This is a genomic window from Rickettsia philipii str. 364D, from assembly GCF_000283995.1.
In the GTDB taxonomy this organism is placed as follows: Bacteria; Pseudomonadota; Alphaproteobacteria; order Rickettsiales; family Rickettsiaceae; genus Rickettsia; species Rickettsia rickettsii.
This window is the reverse complement of the sequence record NC_016930.1, coordinates 893691-910616: the sequence shown is the minus strand read 5'-3', so window position 1 is coordinate 910616 and position 16926 is coordinate 893691. Positions and strand designations below refer to the sequence as shown.

The window sequence follows — 16926 nt, the reverse complement described above, 5'->3', positions numbered from 1 at the left end:
ATTGTAAGCTAGCCCAAGCTTTGTCTGCTGTATATATCGGATAATTTTTTCTTGTCCTTTTTCTTCCGCAAGTAAAGCCATCAAGGAAGAAGAATCAAGAATTATTGTTATGAGAAGACATTATTGGGTTACAAGTTAAAATTTAGAATTTTCTTTATTCGCTTCTTGATATTTCTGTTTTAAAAATTCATCAACCAATGATTCTGATTTAGAACCATGTTGTTTAAACAATGCTTGAGCTTCTTTTACAGTCTTATGACAAGTGATTAAATGTAATTCATTATTAACTTTATTTATAAGTTTCAATAGCATTTTTATATTTGATATGGAGTTAATATTACCCATTAAGCATATCTACGTAAACATTCTAACTATGGGGATCTTTGAAGGGGCGAGTAATTTTTTCATCTGTAAGAAAGTTTTTACTATATTTTCTACGGCAGTCTCAATCAATTTATCGGTTTCAATATAATTTTCCGATTCGTCTTGGATATAAAAAAGAATAGATGAAACATAAACCGAGAGCAATAAGCTTCTTTTGGTATAATAGTTAAAATCAAAAGATTTATCACCGGCATAACGCCAAATAGCATCACAACTATGGAATGCAACTTCAGTTCCTTGTATTGGGTTTAATGCAAAATAAGCGGCATTCTTACTATGAATAATAGGAAGTACGGTTTTGACTCTAGTCTTTACGGCCAAAGATATTTTTTCTCTTATTTTTGATGGTTCTGCTATTATCTTTAAGCTTGCTAGCATAATATTATCTAAATACTCTTCCACGAATCCTACTATTTCGGATAAACCTTCTGGAAAAACTATTAAGCTATAGCCTTTTGCAAAACCGCATTTTTCTTCTGCTTCTTCGAGTAGTTTATTATTCCATTCATTAAACGGTAATAATTCTAATAAAGATTGCACGAAGCTTATTTTTTTGATATGGTGTTCTTCTTGAATGCTCATATTTTTAACCTTGACATATAACTGAATTATAGGGTATAGTTCAATAAACCACAATATCTTTTAAGGAGAGTAATTTTAGTGATACTAGTAAATGTTCACGCCGGTAATTGTGATAATACGCTTAAGAATTTTAAGAAAAAGCTACAAAGAGAGCTTTATTTTCGTAAGATGAAAGAACAGCGTTATTATGAAACACCTTCAGCGAAGCGTGTTCGTAAAGCACAAGAAGCAGCAAGAAGACAGAGAAAATTTGCTCGTAAAAAAATGTTTGATGAATAAAATTGCAAACAATTTTCATACTAAATATAAAGCTAGAAATATTAATATTTCTAGCTTTTTTTATTGTCATCTAGTTGCTTGACCATGTGTGAACGTTCAAGATGTCATTCCTGCGAAAGCAGGAATCCAAAAAATAGCCATACAAAATTTTATGTATTTGATGAAATAAATATAATAAAAAAACAAGTTTTTATATGTTTGACTGGATTCCCGCTTCCGCGGGAATGACATAAAAACAATCAATGCAACAACACCCCGCTTTTGCCGAAATGACAATAAGGCACTTAAAACTTGAAATATTTTCAATTAGCTTTTTTTTATGTTATAAAGAACTGTTATAGTCATATAAACAGTATCTATGCTTAGTTATCTTAAACAAAATTTACATTCTTATTTTTCTAGTAGAGTACTAATTTTTACTTTAGCAACAGCAGCTATTATTTTTGCTTGTGCTACTTTTTATGTGATATCTTTAGAATCAAAGAATTTTAGTACGATTATTGGATTTTTATTAGTTGATTTAGCAATTTTTTTAATTTTAGGTGTTTTACTAACTCAAAAATTTTTTACTAAAAATAATAATAACGATAGTTCTAAATTACAAAATCGTATTGTAATTGCCTTTAGTTTAGTTGCAGCTATTCCAACTATAATTGTTTCGGTATTTTCTGTTTATTTTTTTAATCTTAGTGTTCAAGCTTGGTTTGATAAGAAGATTTCTACGGTTCTTGATCAATCCGTGATAGTTGCAGAATCTTATATTGCCGAGCATAAATTACAGCTAAAAGAAACGGCTTTAGCCGTTGCTGAAGATTTAAGCGATATGTATTACGATTTAATTCACAATCCCGCTTTATTTACTAAAACACTTAATACTGAAGCAGAGATGCGTTCGCTTGATGAGGCTATAGTTTTAAACAAATCTACTAATACTATAGTAGCTAATAGTTATTTAAGTTTTTCATTATCATTTGCAACTATCCCTGCACATTTAATAAAAAAAGCGGATTTAGGTGAACTGGTGGAAGTAAAATCCGATCCAACCAAAATAAGAATGCTGATTAAATTAAAAGAGTATAATGATGTGTATTTATTAGTTGGTAGATTAGTAGATAATAAAATTATCGACCATGTAGATGCAACTAACGGAGCAGCTGCCGAGTATAATAGCCTTAAAAATGAAATAGATAATATACAGATTAAGTTCTCTATAATGTTTATCTTTATTGCCTTATTACTTCTTTTTGTAGCTATAAGTTTCGGGGTTATATTTACTGCTAAAATAGTAAAACCTATTAAAAAATTAGTTACTGCAACCGATAACGTTAAAGACGGCGATTTAACAGTACAAGTGCCTGAAAATGAAGTAGATAAAGACGAAATAGGCACGCTTTATGTGGCATTTAATAGAATGATTAAGCAGCTTTCTCGCCAGCAGCGTGATTTAGTTATAGCACAGAGGGCTATGGCTTGGTCGGATGTTGCAAAAAAAGTAGCCCATGAAATCAAGAATCCGTTAACTCCTATTTTACTTGCTTCTGAAAGATTGCTGAAGAAATTTAGCCCTGAAATTAAGGAAAGGGTAGAATTTGAAAATTATTTAAAAATGATTATTCGCCATACTAACGATATTAAAAATATAGTATCCGAATTTGTTCTTTTTGCACGTCTTCCTGCTCCTAAATTTACGAAGAGTGAATTAGTTTATTTAGTTAAACATATTGTTGAAGCACGTAAATTACTTAATGATAATATTTTGTATAAATTTGAGTCTAACGTAGAACAATTTGATTTTATGTGTGATGCTACCCAAATAAATCAAGTTATGATCAATTTATTGAAAAACGCAGAAGAGTCAATAGAAGGACGAGAATCCGGGAAAATAGAAGTTACTATAGATGTTAAAGACGATTTTATTAGCGTTATTGTAATGGATAACGGTAAAGGATTCCCGCCTGAGCTAATAGGCAAAGCTACCGAAAGCTATGTTACGACCAGCAGTAAAGGTATGGGAGTAGGGCTTGCTATAGTTAAAAGAATAGTCGAAGAACATTGCGGCATTCTAGATATAGCAAACAGAACAGCAGAGGGAGCAATAATCGATATAAAATTTGATTTAAAAGAATTGGATTTAAAGGCTAAGCGTTTGGAAATGTAGTATTTTACTAGAGGATGCAGTTCTTAAAGAAAATTTAGAATCAATTATTTATCACCTAATATGAACACAAATCATAAACAAAAAGCAAAGTTATGAATGTAGAAATTACAGAGTTTTTAGCAAAAGAGCTTATTGCAGAACAATCCCCTAAATGGTTTCATTTACCTATCAAACCGGTTGAATTTAGTGGTCATGATAATAGAACCTTTCATTTAGGCGATGAAATGTTAATTAGATGACCAAGTGCAGCAAAATATGTAGGTGCGGTTTCAAAAGAACACAAATGGTTACCAATATTAGCACCTAACTTGTCATTTCATATCCCTAAGCCTTGAGCTTGAGGTAAACCTTCAAAAAATTATCCTTGGAATTGGTCAATATATCAATGGATTGAAGGAAAAAGTGCAAATAGCTTTGATACTAGTAGCTTAAATTTATCTCTAATTGCTTCTGATCTAGCAAAATTTCTAAATGAATTGCATAAGATTGATATAATTGATGGACCTGTTCCAGGTACTCATAACTTTTGGTGTGGAGGTGATCTTGCAGTTTATGATCTTGAGACAAAAATAGCAATTAAAAATTTAAACGATTTGGTTGATGCAGATAAAGTTCTATCTGTTTGGGAAAAAGCATTAAAGTCTCAGTGGAATAAAAAACCTGTATGGATTCATGGTGATTTTGCAAGTGGTAATATTATTATAAAAAATGGTAAGCTTAATGCAGTAAGCGATTTTAGAGGTATGGGTATTGGTGATTCTGCTTGTGATTTGGTAATAATTTGGACTTTTCTACAAAATGAAGTAAGAGAAATTTTTAAAGAACAGCTAGCATTAGATGATGATACTTGGGCAAGAGCACGAGGTTGGGCTTTGTGGAAAGCTTTAATTGCTCCACTAGATGGTTTGGATGCTGTTAAGAATTTATAAATTATTCATGATATTTTATATGAGCATGAAAAATTATGATTGAGATAGCTATTTATAAATACTATATCAATGAGTAATAGACATCTGCGAAGTATATAGACTAGATTTTAACTAAAGTTTTGTAATTATTATAAACCGTTTAAAGAAGGATCTAAATCTAGATATATAGAACAAAAATAAAATAATTTCAAAATTGTAGTTGACATAGCTGATTATATTGCATATAACTACATCTATCCAAAGCGATAAATGAAAAAAAGTCGCAGCTGTTTTTAAAAGTAAATAATTAGATATAGATAGTGACAGTAAACATGTACATATCACAAAAGTGATAATTAAACCTGTCAATTTTTAAAGTAAAACTGACAGAATCAAACTTGAGAGTTTGATCCTGGCTCAGAACGAACGCTATCGGTATGCTTAACACATGCAAGTCGAACGGACTAATTGGGGCTTGCTCCAATTAGTTAGTGGCAGACGGGTGAGTAACACGTGGGAATCTACCCATCAGTACGGAATAACTTTTAGAAATAAAAGCTAATACCGTATATTCTCTGCGGAGGAAAGATTTATCGCTGATGGATGAGCCCGCGTCAGATTAGGTAGTTGGTGAGGTAATGGCTCACCAAGCCGACGATCTGTAGCTGGTCTGAGAGGATGATCAGCCACACTGGGACTGAGACACGGCCCAGACTCCTACGGGAGGCAGCAGTGGGGAATATTGGACAATGGGCGAAAGCCTGATCCAGCAATACCGAGTGAGTGATGAAGGCCTTAGGGTTGTAAAGCTCTTTTAGCAAGGAAGATAATGACGTTACTTGCAGAAAAAGCCCCGGCTAACTCCGTGCCAGCAGCCGCGGTAAGACGGAGGGGGCTAGCGTTGTTCGGAATTACTGGGCGTAAAGAGTGCGTAGGCGGTTTAGTAAGTTGGAAGTGAAAGCCCGGGGCTTAACCTCGGAATTGCTTTCAAAACTACTAATCTAGAGTGTAGTAGGGGATGATGGAATTCCTAGTGTAGAGGTGAAATTCTTAGATATTAGGAGGAACACCGGTGGCGAAGGCGGTCATCTGGGCTACCACTGACGCTGATGCACGAAAGCGTGGGGAGCAAACAGGATTAGATACCCTGGTAGTCCACGCCGTAAACGATGAGTGCTAGATATCGGGAGATTCTCTTTCGGTTTCGCAGCTAACGCATTAAGCACTCCGCCTGGGGAGTACGGTCGCAAGATTAAAACTCAAAGGAATTGACGGGGGCTCGCACAAGCGGTGGAGCATGCGGTTTAATTCGATGTTACGCGAAAAACCTTACCAACCCTTGACATGGTGGTTGCGGATCGCAGAGATGCTTTTCTTCAGCTCGGCTGGACCACACACAGGTGTTGCATGGCTGTCGTCAGCTCGTGTCGTGAGATGTTGGGTTAAGTCCCGCAACGAGCGCAACCCTCATTCTTATTTGCCAGCGGGTAATGCCGGGAACTATAAGAAAACTGCCGGTGATAAGCCGGAGGAAGGTGGGGACGACGTCAAGTCATCATGGCCCTTACGGGTTGGGCTACACGCGTGCTACAATGGTGTTTACAGAGGGAAGCAAGACGGCGACGTGGAGCAAATCCCTAAAAGACATCTCAGTTCGGATTGTTCTCTGCAACTCGAGAGCATGAAGTTGGAATCGCTAGTAATCGCGGATCAGCATGCCGCGGTGAATACGTTCTCGGGCCTTGTACACACTGCCCGTCACGCCATGGGAGTTAGTTTTACCTGAAGGTGGTGAGCTAACGCAAGAGGCAGCCAACCACGGTAAAATTAGCGACTGGGGTGAAGTCGTAACAAGGTAGCCGTAGGGGAACCTGCGGCTGGATTACCTCCTTAAAGACTAAATTAGTATATTACTTATACAAATATAAGTAATTACTCAGTCCAAATATTTACTGTCACTATCTTTAACTAATTGTTTGCTTTTAAGACTATAATTTCTTTTCTTTTTTCAATTTCCTATATCTCTTCTCAAAAACAAATACTGTTTTGTCTAAAGAAAGCATTAAAGTAATGAGTAACCACACTTATTTGCTTATGTACTCATTAGACTTATTGCATATACTCCTTTTAAAGGTAGTTTGTCCACAGAATCTAGTAATGCTTGACAATATATATTAACAATATCTTTTTATTAAAATTTTGGAGATATTTAGATTAACTTATGAAAATTGCTAAATTAAAGGCAAAGATACTTTTTTCAGCATTAAATAAATGGAATAACGCCGGTTTACTTGGATAATACAACTATATTACTTAAATACGATATAGAAATATTAAATTTTGATTGGAAGACGTTAATGCTATTTTGTCTTATCATTATCTACGCGAATTATGAGAATATATTTTTAATGCCCCGTATCTGCTGAAATTTATTATCTTATCAACTTTATCGGTAATAATTTATTTTGTTGGTTTTAAAAGACAGTCACAAAAACCAGAGAAAATTTTTAGCAATGGGTCAGTATTATTTTGAGGGGTCTTAACCACTGTTTGTGCTATTTATCAACTAGGAAAAGCATTTGATTCAGGGAGTGGACATTTTGCCATTTTATTGCTTTTATCTTTTATTGTTTATGCCATATTAGAATATTTCTCTAAATCAAATTTAATTTGGTGCGTTGCTTTAATTGCACTAGGTAAGTTGGATAGGAGCAGAAACCGGGTATATGTCAGGATGGGAGCATATTACTTAAGTAACTCTTGTAGTTGGTTTATTATACTCATTTATTGCAATGTGGTTATTATCAATATTTGGAAATTATGATCCTGAAGATTATTACTTAAAGCCGGTAAAGCCGATAGAATTATTTCATTGGTCTTTATTATTTGCTTTAATTCTGGAGCAGCTATTTATCACGGTTCAAAACAAGATAATTCTGTAACTAAAGGATTCGGGGTTACTTTTTTATTTATTAATTTATATACAAGATTTTTTGAATACAACTCATAAAGCAGTATTTTTACAATTCTAGGAATAAGTTTTTGGTAGCTTGGAAGTAAAGCAGAGAAAATTTGGAATCTTACTGCAAAAAAATAATTAATATATAAAGTTCTGCTTTTGTAAGGAACGTATATATTCAGATAGAACTTAAAAAATTGGCAGCAATGTCTTTGTAAGCCCTCGAATGCCGAATATTTCATAACTGCTGTTGTTTCTTGTCTGTGGCTTCTCTGCTCTTGTTAGCTATAAATTATAAGGTTTTTTTGAAATAGGATATATCCTCTCAAAAATATTAAGGATAAAATATATGCATTACTTAGGATATGGTGGTATTGCTCTTGGAACAATACTTGCAATAGTAATATCATTTAATGTGAATAAAGCAATATTATGGGCTATTATTCATGGATTTTTTGGATGTTTATATTGTATATTATTTGTTATTTAGAAAATAGACTTCTTGCATAACCTCCTTCTAAAGGCGATTTGTACGTCAATCCGGTACTTGCATCCTCACGTTACTTGCGTGTACGCTGCGGTGGCAAGTGCTTCCGTCTTTCTTTCAAAGTCCCTCTTTCTGAGATAGGTTATGCAAGAAGTCTAATAATAGGAATCATCTACGAGAATAAAAGCTTTCAGTTGCTTTAAAGAGTGAAGTTTGTTAATCTCTATAAAAACATATTTGAGATATATGATAACTACATATTTAAAGGAAAATAGTTCTATAGTAAGAAATGCAGAATATATTATTAATGAATCCACATTATGGATTGATTTATTCAATATAACAGATGAAGAAAAAGTAATAGTAAAAAATACATTAAATATAGAAATACCGACTTTAAAGGATATATCGCAAATTGAGATTTCTGAGAGGTTATATGTTGAAAATGAGGCGTTATATCTAACTATTACGGAACTCGTTAATAAAGAGCAAGAATTTCCTGAAACACATTCTATAGTATTTATTTTGCATAAATGTTGTCTTATAACAGTTCGTTACGTAGAATTAATACCCTTTAATGACTGTATAAATAAATTTGCTAAGCAGCTTAATAACAAACATAATGCAGAAAATATTTTATTTATGTTACTTCGTAATATGGTAACAAGATTATCGAATATTGTACAGTCGATTAGTATGGATATTGATGATTATGGACGTTTAATACTTGATAATAATATTAATGATTTGCGTATAGATCATACCAATGTATTAAAGAAAATAGGTCGAAAAGGTGATTTACTTTCTAAAAGCCGTGAGTGTTTATTTTCTTTAACTATGGCTATTCAATATATTTTAAAATCTCCACAAATAACTCACAATAAAGCATCTAAGGATCTATTAGATACATTGCTTCGAGACGTAGACTCAATAATTAATTTTTCACAATTTATATCTAGCGAGATTGCAAGAACCCTAGACGCAGCACTCGGTATGATTGCAATTGAACAAAATAATATTATTAAAATTTTTTCGTTGGTTACTATATTTTTTCTCCCACCCACTTTAATAGCTAGTATTTACGGCATGAATTTTACCGTAATGCCTGAGCTTAAATCACCGTATGGTTATCCTATAGCCTTATTCCTAATGCTATTATCTACAATTATTACCTATAAATATTTTAAGAAACGGAAGTGGTTGTAAGTTTTTATTGAGAATAGTTCAATAGAATTTTGCATAAAAATCAATGACAGTATTTTATAGTCAATTGATTTGGACTCACCTACATCATTACTCGTTGCTTTCCTATTAGTTATAGGTTTCGTGCCTTGCGCCTTTTATGCAAATCTCATTGAATTGACTATATTACCAACAGTTAAAATTTCTTAAATTTCAATTTAATAATAATTAGGATTTAAATATGAGCGAATTAGATTTTGAAGTAGAAAAGACAAGTTTTGTAGTAAGTGTTATTGATGTTATTGAAGAGTATATAAAAGCAGAATTTTTATTTGACTATGAAAAGCAAAAAGAAAATTTTCAATATATCCAAGGTGATTTAAATAATTTGGAATTGCCTGAGATTATTAAAAATTCTGCAGTCATGCAAGAATTCTTTAGATTAAAATCAGAATTTAGGAAATATATTAAAGATAAAAATTATGAATTTTTTGCAGAAATATATAAAAAATCAAGTATATCTATAGAAGAGAAAATTGTAGAAATAGATACAAAATAGAGCGTATTAAAAACGATCAACCTGAAAATGAAGAAAAAAAGGCTTGGGAGTAGAATAAGAGTAATGAATTAGAGCGAAAAGCAATAGAAGAGGTGTATAAGAAAAAACAAGATAAGGAAAGTATAGATAGTTATAAACAATTAGGGGCAAGGGTACAAGCGGTAAGAGCTAATCATCAATAGAAAAGATGGAAGATCATTTTTTAGTGAAAGAGAAAATATTAAGTGCAGAAGAAATGACAGTTATTATTTCAAATCATGAATTATTAAATACATTAGCTAGTTAGTTATAATGATATAGCTAGTACAAATGCAGTAACAAAATTATTTGAAATTGCTCGTAATTATTATGCAGATGATAAGCACAAAGGCATCAATGAACTTGGAGCAATAAACGATACAAACACAAACAACTTATCTTCTTAATGAAAATATTTAAAAATTATTGAAACAAAAGCAACTTAGTTTTAAAGATATTGATTACGTAGTTGGTCATGAGTTAGATAAGTGATGTGAGTTAATAGCAGGAAATAGCACAATCCTTACTTTTAATAATGATCAAATACATAACAGTAATGATTTTTTGATTTAGCAATATTAGATAGGTTAGAAGAAACGCTCAAAAAGTGAGCTGATGATTTTACGGTAAATGATGAGCGGATAAAATTCTATAGAACACTAACAGAAGAAAATAATAAAAAATTCTTTTTTGCAATTGGAAGTTAATCAAATGGTGTTCCGATACCATAACTTATAAGGAACTATTGCAGTTGTTACCTAGTAAAAATTTTATTAGATCTCTTAAAAGATAGAAATTTATATAAATTAACAGAAAAAATGACTATTTCTAAAAATGAGTTACTTGAGATGTCAAAAGAGGCATAAGAAAATTATTTAAAAGAAATAAAGGTTGAAGATTGTTTAGATATTCATTTAGACTCTATGCATATGAATACTCTTAAACTTATTATAGCATCAAATGTGATTCTTAGTAATATCTCATTCAATTCTGATACTACCGTAATTATAGAAGCAGGAAGGTCTTTGAATATCGTTGGTACACTAAATCTAGTATCAGGCAGTACTTTAAATATATCTAGTGAGGGTACATTAGGGTCAAATATTGTTTCAAAAGGTATAATAGAAAATATAAATAATGGTCAATCAGTAATTAAGGCATCACTTCTGAAATTCTTTTAAATAATACTATTGCACTCAATTTAAATTTTATGGAAGAAAATACGGATAGTAATTCAGATACAACAATATTGGGCAATACTGATCCGGAGATTTAATAAATAATATTGCAAGTTCTTTCTAAACTCTATTTTTATTCGCAACTAGGGATAAGATTGTTTTAAATCTTATCCCTTTTTTGCCGGTTACGTTATAGCCTTATTTTCAATGCTATTATCTATAATTATCAACTCTAAATTTTTATAAATACTATATAGCTTTATATGATTTTTTCTTATTAAAAACTTAACAGCTATGAATAAAATACCACAATCTTGACTTTTATAAAAATTGCCATATTATGTGGTAATCCCATAGAATATGGTAATTAAGTTAATTATATAAGGATATAAATATGCAAAAAATATTGTTTAAAGGCCCGAATATAAGTATGAAAAATGAAAATCCTGATATCAAGGAAATAAAAACCTTAGCTGACTTACCTTCAGGTACAGGTAGTGAATATTTTATAAATGCACATGGATCAGAGTTTTTCTGTAAACCTACTGATTTAGGTTTATGGGGAAAAATTAAATCATATTTTATGCCTGAGTCTTCTTACTTATTAATGAATATATTTTCTGATGAAGGTACAACTCCTGTATTAGATATTACACTACTTAATAAAATACAAAATAATACCACTGCAAATCAATGTAATATTGTTCATATATTTTCTTGTCATTCAGGAGCCGCTCAACATCATTTAGGTTGGATACAGGGCAACATGGTGTTATGCACTTATAATAAGGCCAGCGATGCAAATATTATGCGATTAGCTCAAAATAATTACGATGCTAGAACAAAAAATAACTCCTTATTGATTGAATATATAAGAGATCATTTTCATCTATTAGTAGCATCAGATTTTAGTATAAGCTATAAATTAGACAATCAAATTTATAGTTTTTCTTTAAGTGCTAATAAAATTAAACAGATGAAAAGCATAGAGGAGTTGCCGGCTTTTCTACATAAAGAATATAAAGCTTTTGTAAAATTTTATGAAAATATTCATGCGAAATATCATGAATCATATCCTGAAATATTTAACTTAAATATAGAAACAAAGCCGAAAGAATTAACATACGATGACTTAATCAAGGTATTTAGTAGAGCTTTAACCTTAGAAACATATAATTTTAATAAATTTTCTCTAAGCAAGATAGAGACTATGTTAAATCAGAAAGGATTATGCACTGATACTAGTATAAGGCACGCTATAGAGCACGGGAATTCTGAACTATTAATTTGTTTACTTAATTATGGTAATACTAAAGTCAATACCTATACTCTTGATAAGGCTATAGAGAAAGGTGATTTAGCTATTCTAAAAGCTGTACTTGAGCATAGTACTACAAAAATAGAATCATATACTCTTGATAAGGCTATAGAGAAAGGTGATTTAGCTATTCTAAAAGCTGTACTTGAGCATAGTACTACAAAAATAGAATCATATACTCTTGATAAGGCTATAGAGAAAGGTGATTTAGCTATTCTAAAAGCTGTACTTGAGCATAGTACTACAAAAATAGAACCATATAATCTTGGTAAGGCTATAGAGAAAGGTAATTTAGCTATTCTAAAAGCTGTACTTGAGCATAGTACTACAAAAATAGAATTATATAATCTTGGTGAGGCTATAGAGAAAGGTGATTTAGCTATTCTAAAAGCTGTACTTGAGCATAGTACTACAAAAATAGAACCATATAATCTTGGTAAGGCTATAGAGAAAGGTAATTTAGCTATTCTAAAAGCTGTACTTGAGCATAGTACTACAAAAATAGAATTATATAATCTTGGTAAGGCTATAGAGAAAGGTAATTTAGCTATTCTAAAAGCTGTACTTGAGCATAGTACTACAAAAATAGAATTATATAATCTTGGTGAGGCTATAGAGAAAGGTGATTTAGCTATTCTAAAAGCTATACTTGAGCATAGTACTACAAAAATAGAATTATATACTCTTGGTAAGGCTATAGAGGAAGGTGATTTAGCTATTCTAAAAGCTGTACTTGAGCATAGTACTATAGAGGTAGGTAGCTCTAATATTTATACGGCAGAAGAGACGCATAATTTAGACGTTATCGAATTAGTAAAAAAATATTCTACTATAAATACTATTACGTCTGAAGAAAATACTATAGATACAACACTTACTGTGGTAGAAGAAGTACCGGCATTAGGAGAGGGGACAGAGGGAGTATAAGTAATAAAATTCGATATTATTCCCGTGGAAGGCTTGCTTGCATGGCTTGAACAACCTACTCGATGTCATTCCCGCGACAGCGGGAATGACATAAAACGAGCCATGCCACAACGCAGCGACTGCAAGAAGCGTGGCAATCTATAAAAAATAGTAAAAAATCTGTAAAAATGACGGTAAAACCGAGCCATGCGAGTAATGCCAAGTCATTTCAATAGACCTCTTCGGAAACTCTACTTCTAGAGGTAATTTGTATGTCGATCCGGTACTCGAATCCTCACGTACTCTTTTGTATGCTGCGGTTCTACGTTCCGTGTTTCCTGCAAATTCCTCTCTATAAGCGAGTTTCCGAAGAGGTCTAATAAAATCTAAATATTTCTTAGAATTAGTTTACTTAATTCATAATTCAAGTGTGAGAAGTTTATCTCTTCAAATCCTTTTCTCGGAATAATAATCATTGCAAATTTTATAGCCTTAAAGCTAGAATCACTAACAATAATTCTAATTAGATGTCGTATACGCCTTTTAATTTTGTTGCGAACTACAGCTTTTTTATTTAGCTTTCTGCTAACTTTGATTCCTAAAAAGGTGTTATATTTTGATTCAAGGAAGATTTTTGGAAGTTTTGTGGCGATTACCAAAATAAAATATCTCTCATGGAGCTTCTTTCCAAGCTTATTTATAAGCTCAAATTCTTTTTGATTTTTTAAAGAGGTAATAGACAATTTGATAAATCAGATTATTTTAAGCAGATAATTTATTTCTACCTTTAGCACGACGTTTTCTTAAGATTGCTCTTCCGGTTGGAGTAGCCATTCTAGATCTAAAACCATGTCTTCTTTTTCTAACTAAATTACTAGGTTGAAATGTACGTTTCATAATATTTATACCGAACGAAAATAAAAATTAATTATTATAAATATGTCATCCCGTGGCTTGACCACGAGATGACATTAAATACTTAAATATGTGCTTTTGCTTTTTCTACGATACTTACGAATCCATCACTGTTATTGACGGCAAGTTCTGCAAGTACTTTACGATCTATATCGATTTCTGTTTTTTTAAGAGCTCCCATAAATTGAGAGTAAACAAGCCCATGTTCTCTTACTGCTGCATTTATTCTTTGAATCCATAAGCCTCTAAAATCACGTTTACGGTTTCTACGATCCCTATAAGCATATTGTAGGGCTTTTTCTACTTTCTCAATAGCTACTCTAAAACAGCTATTTGCTCTACCTCTATAGCCTTTGGCTAATTTAAGGATTTTTTTATGTCGATTTTTGGAAATTTTTCCTGATTTTGCACGTGTCATTGCTTTAGTTCCTAGTTAATTAATTTATACCGTACGGTAAAAAATATTTTTTAATATTATATCCGTCTTGAGGACAAAGTATTGTAGTTCCTCTAAGGTTACGAATTTGAGCTTTAGTACGACGACGCATAAAATGTTTTTTACCTGCTTGAGATGCAATAACCTTGCCGCTAGCAGTAAGTTTAAAACGTTTTTTTACGGCAGATTTTGTTTTTAATTTAGGCATATTGTTCCTTATAATTGGTATTTCTAGGTTTAAACGGTAAAACATTAGGCATACCAAAGCCATATTACCGATGAAACCTAGATAATAGTTTTTTGTATTAGTTATTGCAAGATTTTTTTATAAAAATGTACTATAATATTTTTAATCAATCGATAATAATTTAAAAATGTTTGGACAAAATCCTAAAAGAAGCATATTAAACGGTGACGGTACTCAGTTAGAGGTACAGTCTATTTTTAAGACTATACAAGGGGAGGGCATTTTTGTAGGTTGTCCTGCGATCTTTATTAGGCTTGGAGGATGTAATCTTGCTTGTAATTTTTGTGATACGGAGTTTGAAGATTTTGATTTAGTAGATATAGATAAGATTTTGAATAAAGTAGAAAGCCTGGCATTAAATTCTAAAAATGAAAAATCGATTAATTTAGTAGTAATAACCGGCGGTGAGCCGATGCGTCAACCTATAGAGTTATTATGTCAGAAGTTATTAGACCGAGATGTTAAAGTTCAAATAGAGACTAACGGTACGTTATATCGTTCTTTGCCGAAAGAAGTGTCTATAATTTGTTCGCCGAAGGTAGGTAAAACCGGTTATAGTAAAATAAGAGAAGATTTATTGCCTAAAATTAGTGCGGTGAAATTTATCGTTGCTAAAAATATTTTAGAATATAGTCTCATACCGGAAGTAGGGCAAACCTCTTATAATATACCGGTTTTTATTCAACCTATGGATCAAAACAACCAAAGACTTAATGGCGAAAATAATGAGTTAGCAGTAAAATTAGCATTAGAAAGCGGTGCTAGATTATCTCTGCAAACTCATAAATTTTTAAATATCCCATAGATTTAGGTCGCCGTAGACCCCTTGTCATCACCTAATAATATTACTATTCCAACGTTACCATTGTCAGAATTAGCAGGGTAAAACTCTTTAAAAATTTTAATTATAACGATATAATTTCCCTAATTGTCTTTGTTGTGCTACAGAAGGGAAAGGTAAGATAATTTTGTCAGCATCTATGTTGCTTTTTGATGTTGATGTTATCATAGATTCAATTGAACTTGCGGTACAGAATTGTTGGAGTTGTACTACATTTAATTACCTGCTTTTCATTGTCTAAATTAGAAACCTTCGCATTTTCTGCTTGTTCTCTAACATTTGTTTGGTAGCACATAATATAATATACTAAACTAAATCTAAGTGAATTTTGCATTCCGGTTCTTGATTTTTAACAAGAGTATTGATGCATAAGAATTGTCATCTTCACTATCTTCACTCTCGCTGTCACGCCCAATATAGTCATAGTCAGAAGAGTACATAATAGATTCAAGGAGAAAATCCTTATTATATCCCTGGCAGCAATTTCTTCTCCACAGTTTGAGGGATTTGCAATACGCTTAGGTTGTATCTGTTTCATAATTTCCTTACAAAATAATTTCGGTTAGAACTAAATTTCTTTTCAATATCCAATCAATTAAAGAATTTTAACTAAGGAATATATTACTTCTATATTCTAGTCAAAAATTAATTTACTTGAATTTTTAATTGTACTTAATTATGATAATGAAGATTTATTATAAGTTAATATGGAGTAATAATGAGTGAAATATTAGAACTTGAAGCGGAATCCCGAACGGAATTCGGTACGGGAGCAGCAAGAGCATTAAGAAGAGCAGGGCGTGTTCCGGCTATTATTTATGGAGCGGGTAAAACACCTGTTAGTATTTCTTTGGAAGAAAAGGAAATAACTAAATATTATAGAAAGCCTGCTTTTATCTCTCAGTTAATTAATTTAACAATTGATAAGAAAAAATATAAAGTATTGCCGAAGGCTGTAGAATTACATCCTGTTACGGATATAGTACGCCATGTTGATTTTGTCTTTTTAGAAGAGAAAACCCAAAAAATGGAAGTACCTGTAGTATATGAAGGGAAAGAAAGAGCTTTAGGCGTTAAAAGAGGTGGATACTTTAATATAGTAAAAAGAAGAGTTACTTTATTATGTGATGTTAATAATATCCCAAGAAACATAACTATAGATGTTACTAATATGCCTATGGCTACTTCGCTAAAATCGTCAAAAATAGAATTACCGAAAGGATGTAGTTTTGTTACAAAAAAAGAATTTGTCCTTGCAACTATTATAGGACGTAGAGGAGCAAAAACTGAAGCTGAAGGGGAACAACAAGCCGCTGAAGCAGGGAAGTAAGATAATTCTCACTATAAGGACTTGCTGAGATACTTAAATCGTTATTGCGAGGATTCGTAGGCGTTGTTGTTTGGCTCGTTTTATGCCATTCCTAGCTAGAAGCGGGAATCCGGTAATCTTTAATTGTGATACTGCGAGCTTGTAGCGGTATCCAGTCTTTGTTAATTTTTTTTCTGGATACCGTGGTCAAGCCACGGTATGACATCGAGTAGGTTTTTCGATCCACGCAATAATGCTGA

16 protein-coding genes, 1 rRNA gene and 2 pseudogenes are annotated in these 16926 nt (G+C 32.1%); 12 read left to right on the top strand and 7 right to left on the bottom strand.

What is annotated here, in order from left to right; translation table 11 throughout:
* Positions 1-135: 135 nt before the first annotated feature.
* Positions 136-345 carry a hypothetical protein gene (locus tag RSA_RS04745; protein ID WP_014364896.1) on the bottom strand — a complete coding sequence of 70 codons (210 nt, stop codon included), beginning with the start codon at positions 343-345 and terminating at the stop codon, positions 136-138.
* 9 nt (positions 346-354) lie between these two features.
* On the bottom strand, positions 355-966 hold the full coding sequence (locus RSA_RS04740; RefSeq protein ID WP_014364895.1) for a COQ9 family protein: 612 nt from the start codon (positions 964-966) through the stop codon (positions 355-357).
* A gap of 78 nt (positions 967-1044) precedes the next feature.
* Between RSA_RS04740 and rpsU the strand changes: the two genes are divergently transcribed.
* The 10 genes and pseudogenes from rpsU (at position 1045) to RSA_RS04690 (ending at position 12939) form a co-directional block, all read left to right on the top strand.
* Positions 1045-1245 carry a 30S ribosomal protein S21 gene (rpsU, locus tag RSA_RS04735; RefSeq protein WP_012148483.1) on the top strand — a complete coding sequence of 67 codons (201 nt, stop codon included), beginning with the start codon at positions 1045-1047 and terminating at the stop codon, positions 1243-1245.
* 358 nt (positions 1246-1603) lie between these two features.
* Complete coding sequence (locus tag RSA_RS04730; RefSeq protein WP_012151102.1) at positions 1604-3403, top strand: sensor histidine kinase NtrY-like; 1800 nt, start codon at positions 1604-1606, stop codon at positions 3401-3403.
* Positions 3404-3495: 92 nt separating this feature from the next.
* Entirely contained in the window at positions 3496-3642 is a 147-nt protein-coding gene (locus tag RSA_RS09040; protein WP_012151101.1) for a hypothetical protein, read from the top strand.
* Positions 3643-3765: 123 nt separating this feature from the next.
* Positions 3766-4332: pseudogene (locus RSA_RS07805) on the top strand (phosphotransferase); the annotation flags it as partial.
* 373 nt (positions 4333-4705) lie between these two features.
* Positions 4706-6204: ribosomal RNA gene (locus tag RSA_RS04715) — 16S ribosomal RNA — on the top strand.
* A gap of 1415 nt (positions 6205-7619) precedes the next feature.
* Entirely contained in the window at positions 7620-7760 is a 141-nt protein-coding gene (locus RSA_RS09035) for a hypothetical protein (RefSeq protein WP_196792881.1), read from the top strand.
* 243 nt (positions 7761-8003) lie between these two features.
* Positions 8004-8963, top strand: a complete 960-nt coding sequence (locus RSA_RS04705; RefSeq protein WP_012151097.1) for a magnesium transporter CorA family protein — start codon at positions 8004-8006, stop codon at positions 8961-8963.
* 217 nt (positions 8964-9180) lie between these two features.
* On the top strand, positions 9181-9498 hold the full coding sequence (locus tag RSA_RS04700; RefSeq protein WP_014364893.1) for a hypothetical protein: 318 nt from the start codon (positions 9181-9183) through the stop codon (positions 9496-9498).
* Positions 9499-10439: 941 nt separating this feature from the next.
* The gene (locus RSA_RS04695) at positions 10440-10697 is read left to right on the top strand and encodes a hypothetical protein (protein WP_041472354.1); all 258 of its coding nucleotides are present in this window, start codon (positions 10440-10442) and stop codon (positions 10695-10697) included.
* A 391-nt stretch (positions 10698-11088) separates the two neighbouring features.
* Positions 11089-12939 (top strand): hypothetical protein, encoded by a 1851-nt coding sequence (locus RSA_RS04690; RefSeq protein WP_014364890.1) that lies wholly within the window; start codon positions 11089-11091, stop codon positions 12937-12939.
* 138 nt (positions 12940-13077) lie between these two features.
* On the opposite strand, the pseudogene RSA_RS07790 reads toward RSA_RS04690, so the two are convergent.
* The 5 genes and pseudogenes from RSA_RS07790 to rpmI form a co-directional block, all read right to left on the bottom strand.
* Positions 13078-13296, bottom strand: a pseudogene (locus tag RSA_RS07790) (palindromic element RPE1 domain-containing protein); the annotation flags it as partial.
* 8 nt (positions 13297-13304) lie between these two features.
* Positions 13305-13661, bottom strand: a complete 357-nt coding sequence (rnpA, locus tag RSA_RS04685; protein WP_014364889.1) for a ribonuclease P protein component — start codon at positions 13659-13661, stop codon at positions 13305-13307.
* Between the two features lie 19 nt (positions 13662-13680).
* Positions 13681-13815 carry a 50S ribosomal protein L34 gene (gene rpmH / locus RSA_RS04680; protein WP_004997918.1) on the bottom strand — a complete coding sequence of 45 codons (135 nt, stop codon included), beginning with the start codon at positions 13813-13815 and terminating at the stop codon, positions 13681-13683.
* A gap of 82 nt (positions 13816-13897) precedes the next feature.
* Entirely contained in the window at positions 13898-14251 is a 354-nt protein-coding gene (rplT, locus tag RSA_RS04675; protein ID WP_004997919.1) for a 50S ribosomal protein L20, read from the bottom strand.
* 19 nt (positions 14252-14270) lie between these two features.
* Positions 14271-14477: a 50S ribosomal protein L35 gene (rpmI, locus tag RSA_RS04670; RefSeq protein ID WP_004997924.1), complete on the bottom strand. Its 207-nt coding sequence runs from the start codon at positions 14475-14477 to the stop codon at positions 14271-14273.
* Positions 14478-14643: 166 nt separating this feature from the next.
* Here rpmI and RSA_RS04665 point away from each other — a divergent pair, with 166 nt between their 5' ends.
* Complete coding sequence (locus RSA_RS04665; protein ID WP_004997925.1) at positions 14644-15321, top strand: 7-carboxy-7-deazaguanine synthase QueE; 678 nt, start codon at positions 14644-14646, stop codon at positions 15319-15321.
* Positions 15322-16075: 754 nt separating this feature from the next.
* Positions 16076-16687, top strand: coding sequence for a 50S ribosomal protein L25/general stress protein Ctc (locus tag RSA_RS04660; protein ID WP_012719890.1), 612 nt, complete (start codon positions 16076-16078; stop codon positions 16685-16687).
* The last annotated feature ends 239 nt before the right edge of the window (positions 16688-16926 follow it).